The 13299-nt window shown below is 69.2% G+C and carries 15 protein-coding genes; 12 read left to right on the top strand and 3 right to left on the bottom strand.

Annotated features, from left to right (window positions below; genetic code table 11):
* The first annotated feature begins 4 nt into the window (after positions 1–4).
* From JI745_RS22365 to JI745_RS22345, 5 genes are read left to right on the top strand one after another with little or no spacing between them, the layout of a single operon-like run.
* Positions 5–703 carry a paraquat-inducible protein A gene (locus JI745_RS22365; protein WP_201812017.1) on the top strand — a complete coding sequence of 233 codons (699 nt, stop codon included), beginning with the start codon at positions 5–7 and terminating at the stop codon, positions 701–703.
* A complete protein-coding gene (locus JI745_RS22360) occupies positions 700–1353 on the top strand; it encodes a paraquat-inducible protein A (protein ID WP_236675097.1) in 654 nt (217 codons plus the stop codon). The genes JI745_RS22365 and JI745_RS22360 overlap by 4 nt, the downstream gene beginning before the upstream one ends.
* Entirely contained in the window at positions 1350–3023 is a 1674-nt protein-coding gene (locus tag JI745_RS22355; protein WP_201812015.1) for an intermembrane transport protein PqiB, read from the top strand. Before JI745_RS22360 ends, JI745_RS22355 begins: the two co-directional genes overlap by 4 nt.
* A gap of 3 nt (positions 3024–3026) precedes the next feature.
* Positions 3027–3614, top strand: coding sequence for a membrane integrity-associated transporter subunit PqiC (locus tag JI745_RS22350; RefSeq protein WP_201812012.1), 588 nt, complete (start codon positions 3027–3029; stop codon positions 3612–3614).
* 18 nt (positions 3615–3632) lie between these two features.
* On the top strand, positions 3633–4625 hold the full coding sequence (locus JI745_RS22345) for a tripartite tricarboxylate transporter substrate binding protein (RefSeq protein WP_201812010.1): 993 nt from the start codon (positions 3633–3635) through the stop codon (positions 4623–4625).
* A gap of 5 nt (positions 4626–4630) precedes the next feature.
* Here the strand turns inward: JI745_RS22345 and senA are convergent, their stop codons facing one another.
* Positions 4631–5854 carry a selenoneine synthase SenA gene (gene senA / locus JI745_RS22340; protein ID WP_236675096.1) on the bottom strand — a complete coding sequence of 408 codons (1224 nt, stop codon included), beginning with the start codon at positions 5852–5854 and terminating at the stop codon, positions 4631–4633.
* A 2-nt stretch (positions 5855–5856) separates the two neighbouring features.
* Positions 5857–6270: a GFA family protein gene (locus JI745_RS22335; RefSeq protein WP_201812008.1), complete on the bottom strand. Its 414-nt coding sequence runs from the start codon at positions 6268–6270 to the stop codon at positions 5857–5859.
* A 52-nt stretch (positions 6271–6322) separates the two neighbouring features.
* Here JI745_RS22335 and dinB point away from each other — a divergent pair, with 52 nt between their 5' ends.
* The 5 genes from dinB to JI745_RS22310 are packed head-to-tail and all read left to right on the top strand — an operon-like array spanning position 6323 to position 10810.
* The gene (dinB, locus tag JI745_RS22330; RefSeq protein ID WP_201812006.1) at positions 6323–7555 is read left to right on the top strand and encodes a DNA polymerase IV; all 1233 of its coding nucleotides are present in this window, start codon (positions 6323–6325) and stop codon (positions 7553–7555) included.
* Between the two features lie 30 nt (positions 7556–7585).
* Entirely contained in the window at positions 7586–8488 is a 903-nt protein-coding gene (locus JI745_RS22325; protein ID WP_201811997.1) for a DUF3034 family protein, read from the top strand.
* Positions 8489–8505: 17 nt separating this feature from the next.
* Positions 8506–8931: a group 1 truncated hemoglobin gene (locus JI745_RS22320; protein ID WP_201811994.1), complete on the top strand. Its 426-nt coding sequence runs from the start codon at positions 8506–8508 to the stop codon at positions 8929–8931.
* 24 nt (positions 8932–8955) lie between these two features.
* Positions 8956–9648, top strand: a complete 693-nt coding sequence (locus JI745_RS22315; protein ID WP_201811992.1) for a plastocyanin — start codon at positions 8956–8958, stop codon at positions 9646–9648.
* 10 nt (positions 9649–9658) lie between these two features.
* Positions 9659–10810 carry an alpha-hydroxy acid oxidase gene (locus tag JI745_RS22310; protein ID WP_201811990.1) on the top strand — a complete coding sequence of 384 codons (1152 nt, stop codon included), beginning with the start codon at positions 9659–9661 and terminating at the stop codon, positions 10808–10810.
* Positions 10811–10826: 16 nt separating this feature from the next.
* Here the strand turns inward: JI745_RS22310 and JI745_RS22305 are convergent, their stop codons facing one another.
* Positions 10827–11729 carry a LysR family transcriptional regulator gene (locus tag JI745_RS22305; protein ID WP_201811988.1) on the bottom strand — a complete coding sequence of 301 codons (903 nt, stop codon included), beginning with the start codon at positions 11727–11729 and terminating at the stop codon, positions 10827–10829.
* A 102-nt stretch (positions 11730–11831) separates the two neighbouring features.
* Here JI745_RS22305 and JI745_RS22300 point away from each other — a divergent pair, with 102 nt between their 5' ends.
* On the top strand, positions 11832–12476 hold the full coding sequence (locus JI745_RS22300; protein WP_201811986.1) for an NAD(P)-dependent oxidoreductase: 645 nt from the start codon (positions 11832–11834) through the stop codon (positions 12474–12476).
* 118 nt (positions 12477–12594) lie between these two features.
* A complete protein-coding gene (locus JI745_RS22295) occupies positions 12595–13236 on the top strand; it encodes a DsbA family protein (RefSeq protein WP_201811984.1) in 642 nt (213 codons plus the stop codon).
* Positions 13237–13299: the final 63 nt, after the last annotated feature.

The following is a 13299-nucleotide window of genomic DNA, read 5'->3' as shown; positions in this document are numbered from 1 at the left end:
CCGGATGACCGACCCCGTGCCGAGCGCCCACGCCCACGCGCCGTATGCGCCGGCGGCCGCTCGCGCCACAGGCACCGCAGTCGCCCTGGCCGCGAGGCCCGACCTGGTCGTCTGCCACGAATGCGATGCGGTGCACGAACGCATCACGCTCGCCCGCGGCACGGTGGCACGCTGCCGCCGCTGCAACGCCCTGCTCGGCCGTGGCCATGTGCTCGGCACCGAGAAACTGCTGGCCTTTGCCATCGCGTCGCTGCTGCTCATCATCGTCGGCAACAGCGCCCCCATCGTCACGCTCGACTTCCAGGGCGTGGTGAGCCAGGCCACCCTGCCCGAGGCGATCGAGGCCACCTGGGCGGCCGGCCAGCCCCTCGTGGCCGTGCTCACCGCCGCCACGGCGCTCGTCTTCCCGCTCGTCTTCACCATCCTGCGGCTCTACCTGCTGGGCTCGCTGGTGCGCGGCATCGTGCCGCGCGGCTTCGTGCCGGCGATGCACATGCTCCACTTCGTCACGCGCTGGGGCATGGTCGAAGTCTTCCTGCTCGGCACGCTGGTCGCAGTGGTGCGCTGTGCCTCGCTCACCAGCGCCACGCCGGGCATCGGACTCTTCGCGTACGGCGCGGTCACGCTGCTGATCACTGCGATCACCGCAGCCGGCACGCACACCCTGTGGAAGCGCAGCAGCGAGATCGGGGGCACGGCATGAGCGAGGCGTCGTCGTTGCAGACCGGCTCGCAGATGCGGCTGTATGGCTGCCCGACCTGCGGCCGCGTTTCGCAGCTGCTGCACGCAGTGCCGGATGGCACGTTCCTGCAATGCCCGCGCTGCGCCACGCCGCTGTACCACGAGCGCCCACGCAGCCTGCAGCGCACCTGGGCCTACCTGATCGCGGCCACCGTGCTCTACATCCCGGCCAACCTGCTGCCCATCATGTCGACGAGCAACGTCTTCGGCGAGACGCTGCACACCATCCTCGGCGGCATCGAGGAGCTGCGCACCGGCGGCGACTGGCTGCTGGCGGTGATCGTCTTCATCGCGAGCATCGCGGTGCCGCTCCTGAAGATCGGCGCCCTGCTGGTGCTCGTCATCACCGCGCAGCGGCGCTCGCGCTGGAAGCAGGTCGAGCGTGCCCAGCTCTACCGCATGATCGAAGCGGTGGGCCACTGGTCGATGCTCGACGTGTTCGTCGTCGTGCTGCTGGTGGGCACCATCCGCTTCGGCCCGCTGGGCGGCGTGATGCCGCAGCCCGGGCTGCTCGCCTTCGGCGCGGTCGTGGTGCTCACCATGCTCGCCGCCGGCAGCTTCGACCCCCGATTGATCTGGCCTGAAGAAAAAGACGACACCCGCCACCCATGAGCGAAGACACCCTCGGCTCCGCCCCGCCGCCCCCACCCGTGACGCCGCCCACGCCGGTCACCCGCAAGTGGCACGGGCCCTCGCTCGTGTGGCTGGTGCCCATCGTGGCCCTCGCGGTGGGCGTGGCGCTGCTGATCCGCGCGGTGCTGTCCACCGGGCCGCAGGTCACGATCGACTTCCATTCCGCCAACGGCCTGCGCCCCGGCAAGACCGAGGTGCGCTACAAGGAAGTGGTGGTCGGCCGCGTGGAGGCGGTCACGCTCAGCGAGAAGCGCGACCACGTGCAGGCCACCGTGCGGCTCGACCGCTCGGTCTCCAACATCGCGGTCGAGGACACGCGCTTCTGGGTGGTGCGCCCCCGCATCGACACCGCCGGCGTGAGCGGGATCGAGACACTCTTCTCCGGCGCCTACATCGGCGTCGACGCGGGTGAGTCGACCAAGCAGCGCCGCCACTTCACCGGCCTCGAGAACCCACCCTTCGTGCTGCGCGGCGAGCCCGGCCGCGGCTTCGTGCTGCGCACCGACGACCTCGGCTCGCTCGACGTGGGCTCGCCCATCCTCTACAAGCGCAACCGCGTCGGCCGGGTGGTGGGCTACAACCTCGACCCGCTGATCGACGAGCTCTCGGTGCAGATCTTCATCGAGGCGCCGTACGACAAGCTCGTGAACCCGCAGACGCGCTTCTGGAACGCAAGCGGCGTGGAGGTCTCGCTCAACAGCAGCGGGCTCAGGGTCGACACGCAGACGCTCGCCTCCGTCATCTCGGGCGGCATCTCCTTCGAGCGACCGCAGGGCACGCAGGGGCTGCCGCCGGCCTCCGACGGCACGCGCTTCAACCTCTTTCCCGACCGCAAGGCGGCACTCGCGCCACCCGACGGCCCGCCGCTGCGCGTGCGGATGGTGTTCGACCAGTCGGTGCGCGGACTCGACATCGACGCGCCGGTCGACTTCCTCGGCATCGATATCGGCGTCATCAAGGCGGTGCGGCTCGACTACGACGGCAAGCGCAAGCGCTTCCCGGTGGAAGTGGAGGCCGAGATCTACCCGACGCGCCTGGGCGCCGTGCGCAACTCGCTGCGCCAGGAGGGCGACGACGAAACCCGGCGCGACACCACCCTGCTGCAGCGCCTGGTGCAGAGCGGACTGCGCGCGCAGGCCCGCACCGGCAACCTGCTGACCGGCCAGATGTACGTGGCGCTCGACTTCCCCGGCAAGGTGAGCAAGGCCGAGCTCGACACATCCACCGCCATCCCGGCGATCCCCACCGTGCCGGGCACGCTGGCCGACGTGCAGCCGCAGATCGCCGAGATCGTCGCCAAGGTCAACAAGGTGCCGTTCGACGAGATCGGGCGCAACCTCAACGAAACACTGTCGCAGGCGAACAAGGCGATCTCACAGCTTCGGCCGGAGGCGCAGGCCTCGCTCGCCGAGGTGCGGCGCACGTTGCAGTCGGTGCAGGAGACGCTGCAGCGCGCCGACCGCAGCCTCTTCGATCCGAGCGCGCCCATCCAGCGCAACGCCGAGCAGACCCTGGTCGACCTGCAGCGTGCGGCCCAGTCGCTGCGCGTGCTGACCGACTACCTGCAACGCCACCCCGAATCGCTGCTGCGCGGCAAGCCCGACGACGCGAAGATCCCCGCCTCTCCGGCCTCACCTGAACGACGCTGAACGATGAAGCCCCTGCTTTCCCTCGCCCTGGTGCTGGCGCTTGCCGCGTGTTCGTCGACACCGGCGCCGCGTTTCCACAGCCTGCTGGCCACGCAGGCGCCTGCGGTCGAGGCCGTGAGCACCGTGCCCTTGCCGATCGACATCGCGCCGGTCAGCGTGCCACCGGCCGTCGACCAGCAGCAGTGGGTGGTGCGCCTGCCCGACGACAGCCTGCGCATCCTCGAGCAGGAGCAATGGGTGGCGCCGCTGCGCGACGAGCTGCGGGCCGCGCTCTTCGACCGGCTGGCCAAGCGCTACGGCGCGGTCGACGTGCGCTCGTCGCCGACGGCCGAGTACGTGCGCCTCAAGGTGGACGTGCAGCGCTTCGAGTCGATGGCCGCACGCGAGGTGTGGATCGAGGCCGTGTGGACCGCCACGCCCACCGCCAAGGGCAACCCGCCGCTCGTGTGCCGCAGCGGCGTGCGGGAGCCGGTGAACGGCGATGCGCAGGCCATCGCGGCGGCGCACCGCCGCGCGGTGCATGCGCTCGCCGACCTCATCGGCCAGCGGCTGCTCGCCTTGTACAACGGCGCCGGCGTGCGCTGCCCTTGAACCAACCAAGGAATCCCCATGGACCAGCTCAAGATCAACCGGCGCGCAGCGCTGCGCGTCACCGCCGCTGCGACCGCCATCGCCGGCGGACTGCCGATGTTCGTGCGCGCCCAGGCCGCCTGGCCGAGCAGGCCGGTGCGCTTCGTGGTGCCCTTCGCGCCCGGCGGCAGCAGCGAGATCGTTGCGCGTGCGACGGCCAGTGAGATGCAGAAGATCCTGGGCCAGAGCGTCTTCGTCGACAACAAGCCGGGCGCCGCCGGCAACGTGGCGATGGGCGAGGTGGCGCGGGCCGACGACCAGCACACCATCATCCTCGGCCACATCGGCACGCTGGCGGTGAACCCGTTCATCTTCGACAAGCTGCCCTACGACCAGAAGGCCTTCACGCCGGTCTCGCTGCTGTCCAAGGTGCCGAGCCTCTACGTCGTGCGGCCGGATGTTCCAGCCAAGAACCTGAAGGAGTTCCTCGCGCTGGCCAAGAGCAAGCCAGGCCAGCTGAACTACGGCTCGGCGGGCAATGGCAGCGCAGGCCACCTCGCGTTCGAGTACCTGAAGGCGGTGAGCAACACCTTCGTGGTCCACGTGCCCTATCGCGGCACCGGCCCGCAGCTGACCGACCTGATGGGCGGGCGGCTCGAGGCCGCGGCGGTCGGCGCACCGGCCGTGATGCAGTTCATCAAGACAGGCAAGCTGCGCTGCATCGCGACCGGGACCACGCAGCGCCTCGCGCAGCTGCCCGACGTGCCGACCGTGGCGGAGCAGGGCTTCCCGGGCTTCGAGATGACGCAGTGGTACGGCATCCTCGCGCCCTCGTCGATGGCCAAGGCCAACATCGACAAGCTCGCGCTCGCATCGGCAAGGGCCGTCAAGGAGCCCGCGGCCCTGAAGCTGCTGGAAAGCGAGTCGGCGATCGCGGTGGGCAGCACGCCGGAAGAGTTTGCAAAATTCATCGACACCGAGCAGCAACGCTGGAAGCCGGTGATCGCGCGGGCCAAGATCAAGCCCGACTGACGGCCCTACATCGCCACGCTGCGGAAACCGCTGAAGACGTCGTCGCGCTGCGGCAGCAGGAAGCGCCGGTACTTCGCGTTGCGCATGCGCTCGTTGGTGGCAAACGAGCCGCCGCGCAGCACCTTGTGCGAGCCGAAGGCCGCTTGCGAATACTGCGCATCGGGCCCCGGGGCGAAGCCCGGGTAGGGGCGGAAGCTCCCTGCCGTCCATTCCCACACCTGGCCGAAGCGCACGCCGCGCGAGGCGCCCTGGTGCGCGGCGACCTCCCATTCCAGCTCGGTGGGCAGCCGGCGCTGCGCCCAGCGGCACCACGCATCTGCCTCGTACCAGCTCACGTGCATGGCAGGCTGCGTCATCGGCACGCGCGTCATCTTGCCGAAGCGCTGCATCAGCACGCTCTGGCGCATCTGGTCCACATGGCGCGGCGTGCGGCGGCCTTCGCGCTGCACCCAGGCCCAACCTTCGGGCGACCAGTGGCGCTCGTCGTCGTAGCCGCCGTCTTCGACGAACTCGCAGTACTGGCCCCAGGTGACGGGCTGTGCATCGATCTCGAATTCGGGCACGCCGTGCTCATGGGCGGGCCGTTCGTTGTCGAAGGCGAAGCCGCCCGGCGGTGAGCCGAGCATCCAGCGCGTGGCCGGAAAGAGCACCGGCGCACGCGACGCCAGCGTGCCGATCGGCGGCAGCAGGCTGGCGTCGAAGCCGAGCGTCTGCGAGAGCTCGGCAAAGGCTTCGAGCTGCGCGTCTTCGTGAAAGAGCGCGAGGCGGAAGAAGTACAGCGCATCGTCCTCGTCCGGTGCATGGTCGAGCAGCTCGAGCGTGGTCTCCAGCGTGTCGGCGAGGTACTGGCGGATGGCCTGCGGCTCCGGCAGCTCGAGGTCCCAGCGCAGTTCGGCTGGCGTGACGGACGGGTGGAAGAGCTGGTCGGCAAGGGGCTCGATGGAGGCGAGCCGCAGCGCGGTCGGGTCGGCCTGCGTGCCACGCTGGCGCTGCACGTTGCGGGAGATCCAGTGCTCCTGGTACCAGGCCAGGTGGCCGAGCGACCACAGCGGCGGGTTGAGTCCTTCGCGCAGGTTCTCGCTGACGGTAAAGCCGGGCAGCGCGGCTTCGATGGCGCTCATCCAGCGCAGGCTGTGGTTGCGCGTGTCCATCAGCGCGAGCGACAGCAGTTCGCGGCCGGCGCGGCGCATCTGCGACGACTCGATGGGTGGGGCTTCGAAGTCGAGCATGGTCAGGGGGAAGGTGGAACGTGGCCCTGCGAATGCTGCGGCAGCCCGTCGTGGATCTCGTACCAGTTGGCCTTGCTGGCCACGTGCATGTGGAAACCGGGCCGTGCGGCCAGCGGCTCGGTGATCAGCCCGGCGCGGATGCGCAGCACGCCCGGCAGGTTTTCTCGCGCGCTGTAGATCGGCGAGCCGCAGCGACGGCAGAAGACGCGCTTCTTGCCGGGCGTTGCCTCGTATTCGCTCATGAGTTCGGTGCCACTGTCGACATGCACCTTCGATGCATCGACCGGGATGTTGGCCGCGAAGGCCCCTCCCTGGGCCTGGCGGCACTGCGAACAATGGCAGATCTGGATCGGCGCCAGCTCGCCTTCGAGGCGCAAGCTGATGCCGCCGCAGAGGCATCGGGCGGTGTAGGTCATCGCAGGATGGTAGTGCTTGGCTGGCTGCAAATAACTGTATGAAAATACAGCCGTGCCCCGCCTGATCGCCCACCTCGACATGGATGCGTTCTACGCCTCCGTGGAGTTGCTGCGCTATCCGGAATTGAAGGGCCTGCCGGTGGTGATCGGCGGCGGTCGCCGGCACCAGCCGGTGCTGAAGCCCGACGGCACGCGGGAGTTCTCGCTCCTGCGCGACTACACGGGGCGCGGCGTGCTCACCACCAGCACCTACGAAGCGCGCAAGCTCGGCGTCTTCTCCGCCATGCCCACGATGAAGGCCGCCAAGCTCGCGCCCGACGCCGTGCTGCTGCCGGTCGACTTCGACGAGTACCGCAAGTACTCGCGCCTCTTCAAGGCCGCGGTGCGCCGCATCGCCCCGCTGGTGGAAGACCGCGGCATCGACGAGATCTACATCGACCTGACCGACCTGCCGGGCGTGCACGACGATGGCGGCCGCGCCATCGGCCAGCAACTGAAAGACGCGGTGCGCGAAGCGACCGGCGGCCTCACCTGCTCGGTGGGCATCACGCCGAACAAGCTGCTCTCCAAGCTCTGCTCCGAATTCGACAAGCCCGACGGCCTCACGCTGCTGACGCACGACGACATCCCCGCGCGCATCTGGCCGCTGGCCGCGCGCAAGCTCAACGGCATCGGCCCCAAGTCGAGCGAGAAGCTCGCCGCGCTCGGCCTGCACACGCTGGGTGACATCGCCGCGGCCGACCCCCTCTTCCTCGTCGAACGTTTCGGCCGCAGCTACGGCGCGTGGCTGCACGCCGCCACGCATGGCCGCGACGACCGGCCGGTGGTCACGCACAGCGAGCCGGTCTCAATGAGCCGCGAGACCACCTTCGAGCGCGACCTGCACGCGGTGCGCGACCGGCACGTGCTCACGCCCATCTTCACCGACCTCTGCGTCGAGCTGGCCGACGACCTCAGCCGCAAGGGCTACGCCGCCAAGACCATCGGCATCAAGCTGCGCTTCGACGATTTCAAGATCGTCACGCGCGACCTCACCCTGCCCGCGCACACGATGGACGCGAAGACCATCCGCCGCGCCGCCGGCGAGTGCTTGAAGCGCGCCGACCTCACGCGGCGACTGCGGCTGCTCGGCGTGCGCGCCGGCAACCTGGCCAAGCTCACGGAGTTGCTCAATCCTCACGCCACCGAAGCCCCGGTGGCACAAGAGCCAGTGCCCGCTTACCATGCGCCGCTGCCGCTGTTCGATGCGTCCTTCGATGCATCCGATGACGCATCGGCTGCGTAGATGCGTCATGGAGATGAGGAGAAACACCCGATGCCCAGACACCATCGTTTCGCACTGGCCACGCTGGCCCTCGCCTGCGCCAGCTCTTCGGCCTTCGCCTTCGGCGGCAAGCTGCTGCTGACCGGCGGCGTCAGCAACATCGAGGGCGCGGCCGGCGGCGGCCTCACGCCCTGGGCGGTGACCGGTGGCTACGGCACCGCCGGCGAATTCGGCGGCTCGGCTTTCGCCACCCGCGTGAAGACGCAGGACTTCGCGGTCAACGCCTACGGCGCCGCCGTCGCGTATGACGACCGGATCGAAGTCTCGTTCGCGAAACAATCCTTCGACACCGGCCCGGTGGGCACCACGCTCGGTCTGCCGGGCCTCAAGCTCAAGCAGGACATCGTCGGCGTGAAGCTGCGCGTGTTCGGCGATGCGGTGCTCGACAGCGACACCTGGCTGCCGCAGGTGGCCATCGGCGTACAGCACAAGAAGTCGGATGCCGGCGCGCTGCAGCCCACGCTCACCGCCTTCGGCGTAAAGGACAGCGGCACCGACGTCTACGTCAGCGCCACCAAGCTCTTCCTTGCGCCGGGCATCCTCGTCAACGGCACGCTGCGCGCGACCAAGGCCAACCAGAACGGCCTGCTCGGCTTCGGTGCCACCGGCCACACCAGCTACCGCGTTCAACCCGAGGTGTCGCTTGCGTGGCTCTTGCGGCGAGACCTCGCCATCGGCGCCGAGTACCGCGCCAAGCCCGACAACTTCCGCGACAACACGGCGCTCGGCGCCGGTGCGCTCGACGAAGACGACTGGGCCGATGTGTTCATCGCGTGGGCGCCGAGCAAGCATTTCTCGCTCACGCTCGCCTACGTCGATGCCGGCAAGATCGTGCCGGGTGTCGTCAACAAGCGGCAGACCGGCGCCTACGTGTCGGCGCAGGTCGCGTTCTGATCCACGGGAGCCTCCAGATGAAACACCTGCTCCGCACCCTCGCCTTTCTGGTCGCGCTCACCGGTGCTGCGCACGCGCAGGCCGACGACTCGCTCTACCAGCAGCTCGGCGGCCAGCCCGGCCTCACGACGCTGATGGACGACTTCATGACGCGACTGCTCGCCGACAAGCGCATGAATCCCTTCTTCAAGGACGTGGACCACAAGCACGTGAAGGCGCAGCTCGTGGCACAGTTCTGCGAGGTCTCCGGAGGTCCCTGCAAGCTCAAGGGCCCCGACATGAAGAAGGCCCACGCCGGAATGGACATCACCAAGCGCGACTTCAACGCGCTGGTCGAGGTGCTGCAAGACAGCATGAACGCGCAGGGCATCGCCTTCTCGACGCAGAACAAGCTTCTCGCGAAACTCGCGCCGATGCACCGCGACATCATCAACACACCGTGAGCAACACCTGAGGGAGACGACACCATGACACGACACCTCCTGGCCCTGCTGGCCCTGGCCGCCACCACCGTCCACGCCGGCACCGTGCAGCTCACTGTGACCGACAAGGACGGCAAGCCCGCGCCCGACGTCGTGGTGCTGGTGCAGGCCGCCACCAAGGGCACGGTCACGCCGTCGTCGAAGCCGGTGCTCATCACGCAGGAAGGCTCGCGCTTCATCCCCTTCCTCACCGTGGTGCCGGTGGGCACGACGCTGCGCTTTGTCAACAAGGACGCCTACGACCACCACGTGCGCTCCACACCAAGCGGCCCGCTGGGCGCCATCGCGCCGGCCAAGACCTTCGAGCTGCGCCTCGACGCCGACCCGATCGCCGAGGCCAAGGGCGGCACCGATGCCTACCCGAGCGGCCCGGCCAAGAAAAAATCAGGCATGTCCAGCGCCGACCTGAAGATGGATGCAGCCGGCCCCATCGGCCTGGGCTGCCACATCCACGGCTCGATGCGCGGCCAGGTCTACGTGGCCGACACGCCCTGGTTCGGCAAGACCGACGCCAACGGTGTCGTCACCATCGACGGCGTGCCCGATGGCGGGGCCAGCCTCACGATCTGGCACCCCGACCAGCTGCAGGAACAGACGGCCGTGCCGGTGCAGGTGAGCGCGACGCCGGTGAAAACGAGTACGCAGTTGAACTTCGTGCCGCGTCGTCGCAGGGGATAAGCTCCGGGGCATGACCCCCATCACCTGCATCGAGGACCTGCGCGTCCTCGCCAAGCGGCGCGTGCCGCGCATGTTCTACGACTACGCCGACTCCGGCTCGTGGACCGAAGGCACCTACCGCGCCAACGAGGCCGACTTCCAGAAGATCCTCTTGCGGCAACGTGTCGCGGTCAACATGGAAGGCCGCACGCTGCGCACCACGATGGCGGGCACGCCGGCGATCATGCCGGTCGCCATCGCCCCCACCGGCCTCACCGGCATGCAGCACGCCGATGGCGAGATCCTCGCGGCCAAGGCGGCTGAAAAGTTCGGCGTCCCCTTCACGCTGTCGACGATGAGCATCTGCTCGATCGAGGACATCCGCGCGCACACCAAGTCGCCTTTCTGGTTCCAGCTCTACTGGATGCGCGACCGCGACTTCATGGAGCGCCTGATGGACCGCGCCAAGGCCGCCGGCGTATCGGCGCTGATGTTGACGCTCGACCTGCAGGTGCTCGGCCAGCGCCACAAGGACATCAAGAACGGCTTGACCGCGCCGCCCAAGCCGACGATCGCCAACATCCTCAACCTGATGACCAAGCCGCGCTGGTGCTGGGGCATGGCGACGACCCGGCGCCACAGCTTCGGCAACCTCATCGGCCACGCCAAGGGCGTGAGCGACGTCACTTCGCTCAGCACCTGGACGCGCGAGCAGTTCGACCCCAAGCTCGACTGGAACGACGTCGAGTGGATCAAGAAGCGCTGGGGCGGCCGGCTCATCCTCAAGGGCATCATGGACGTGGAAGACGCACGCTACGCCGCGAGCAGCGGTGCTGACGCACTGATCGTCTCCAACCACGGCGGGCGGCAGCTCGACGGCGCGCCGTCCTCCATCGCCGCATTGCCCGAGATCGCCCGCGAGGTGGGCTCGAAGATCGAGGTGTGGATGGACGGCGGCATCCGCTCCGGGCAGGACGTGCTCAAGGCCGTGGCGCTCGGTGCCCGCGGCACGCTGATCGGCCGCTCGTTCCTCTACGGCCTGGGCGCGCTCGGCGAGGCAGGCGTGGCCAAGTGCCTTGAGCTCATCTACAAGGAGCTCGACGTGAGCATGGCCTTCTGCGGCCACACCGACATCCGCAACGTCGACCGGCGCATCCTCATTCCCGGCACCGTGCCGCAGTGACGCCCACCTGAGCGGCTCACCGGCGTGTGCCGGGCGTGGCCTCGAAGTGCGCCCGCAGCGCCTCGATGGCATGGCGCACCTTCGCCGGCTGGTTGTCGCGCTGGGGCGTGACGGCCCACACCGGGATCGGCGCCAAACGCCAGGCCGGCAGCACGCGCTGCAGCGCGCCGGTGCTCAACAAGGCGTGCACGTCGGGGTGGGTCAGCATGCCCACGCCCAGGCCCGCCGCGCACATCTGCTCAAGGCTCAGCTGGTTGTTGCTCGCGATGCGGGCCTCGACGCGCAGCGTCTCCTTCGCGCCTTCGGGGCCTGCCAGCTCGATCTGCAGGGCCGAGCCGTCGCGCGAGCCGACCAGCCACTGGTGCCGCGCCAGCTCAGACGGTGTCGTCGGCTCGCCGTGGCGGCGCAGGTAGTCGGGCGAGGCACACAGCACCCAGTCGAAGTCGCACAGCCTGCGTGCGACCCAGGTCGAGTCGGGCAGGCGGCCGGCGCGCAAGGCGAGGTCGATGCGCGCATCGACGAGGTTGATCATCGTGTCGTCGACCAGCAGCCGCAGCGTGAGCGCCGGGTGGTCGGCGAGCAGCGGGGCGAGCGCCGGGCCGATGTGGCGAGCGAAGCCGACCGGGGCCGACATGCGCAGCTCGCCGCTCGGCGCATCGTGCGCGAGCGCCAGCTGGGCTTTGGCCTGCGACGCGGCACTCACCATCGCCTGGCAGTGCTCGGCAAAACGGGCGCCGGTGTCGGTGAGCGAGAGCTTGCGGGTGGAGCGGTGCAGCAGCGTCACGCCGCTGCCCTGCTCCAGCAGGCGCAGCTGCTGGCTCACCGCCGAGGTGCTCATGCGCAACGCCCGCGCGGCGGCGCTCATGGAGCCGTGCTGCACCACCGCGGCAAAGACGGCCATGCGCCGGAGATCGTCCATTGTGAAGCCCAGCTTAAAGAAGTTCTTGGATTTGAACGACTTCCCGGCTGATTGTGAAGCCCATATCGTCACACCCATTCGCAACGTGATGGAGAAACACCCATGAAGATCGCCCTCATCGGCGCCACCGGCTTCGTCGGCACCGCCTTGCTGGAAGAGCTGCTGCGCCGCGGCCACCACGTCACCGCCCTCGCCCGCAACCCCGGCAAGCTGACCGCCCGGCCGGGCCTCACCGTGGTGAAGGCCGACGCGCTGCAGAGCGCCGAGGTCGCGCAGGCAGTGGAAGGCAACGACGCGGTGGTCAGCGCCTACAACCCCGGCTGGCAGGAGCCGAAGATCCACGACGTCTTCCTGCAAGGCACCCGCGCCATCCTCGACGGCGTGAAACGCAGCGGCGTCAAGCGCGTGCTGCTGGTGGGTGGCGCCGGCAGCCTCTACGTCGCGCCCGGCGTCCAGCTGGTCGACACCCCAGAGTTCCCCGCCGAGTGGAAGCAGGGGGCCCTTGCCGCCCGCGAGGCGCTCAACCTGGTGCGCCAGGAAAGCTCGCTCGACTGGACCTTCGTCTCGCCGGCGGTGATGCTCGCCCCCGGCGAGCGGCGCGGGGCCTTCCGCATCGGCGGTGACGAGGTGCTGTTCGACGCCAGCGGCGCCCCCGCCGGCATCTCGGTGGCCGACCTGGCCGTGGCCATCGTCGACGAGGTCGAGACGCCCCGGCACGTGCAGCGCCGGTTCACCGCCGCGTACTGAAGGGCCAAGCGTCGCGGCCGCGCCACTGCAGCCGCTGTGGGCTGCCGCCCGGCGCCACCAGGCTGCCGGCCATCGGCGCCCGGGCGTCGGGCGCTGGAGGCTGTCGCATACTCGCCGGATGGCCATTGACCACCTGATCTACCTCTACGACCCGTTGTGCGGATGGTGCTACGGCGCCATGCCCGCCATCCACGGGCTGGCAGATCTGGGGGGGTGCATCGTCGAGCCCGTGCCCAGCGGGCTTTTCGCCGCACCCGGCAAGACGCTCGACCCCGAGATGGCCCGCCACATCGAGCAGGCCGACGCGCGCATCGCCGCGATGAGCGGGCAACGCTTCAGCGATCTCTACAAGCGCAAGGTGCTCGCCAACCCGGAGCTGCCCTTCGACAGTACCGCCGCGACGGAAGCGCTCACCGCCGTCTCGCTGTGGGACGTGCGGCGCGAGCTCGATGCCTTGCACGCATTGCAGCGCGAGCGCTTCGTGGCCGGCCGAGACATCAGCGACCGCAGCGTCATCGCGCAGGCCCTGGCTGCGTCGCTCGGCGACGACCCCGAGACCTGGGAGCAGCGCCTCGCCCAGCCCACGCTCGCCGCCACCACCGCCAAGCGGGTGGTGCGCGCCAAGAAGGTGATGAAGTCGGTCGGCATGCACGGCGTGCCGGCGCTGGTGTGGCCCAGCGAGCAGGGCATGCGCCTCCTGCCGGGGCAATGGCTGTTCGGCGAGAAGCCGCTGTCGGAGCAGCTCGCCCTGCTTGCCTGAGCGAAGCTCAGGGGTTTGCGACATAGGGGTTTTCAGCCGCTGCGCTTGCCTCTACGCTGAAGG

Origin of the sequence: Piscinibacter sp. HJYY11 (genome assembly GCF_016735515.1) — a bacterium.
GTDB lineage: Bacteria > Pseudomonadota > Gammaproteobacteria > Burkholderiales > Burkholderiaceae_C > Rhizobacter.
This window is presented reverse-complemented; position numbering and strand designations above follow the sequence as displayed.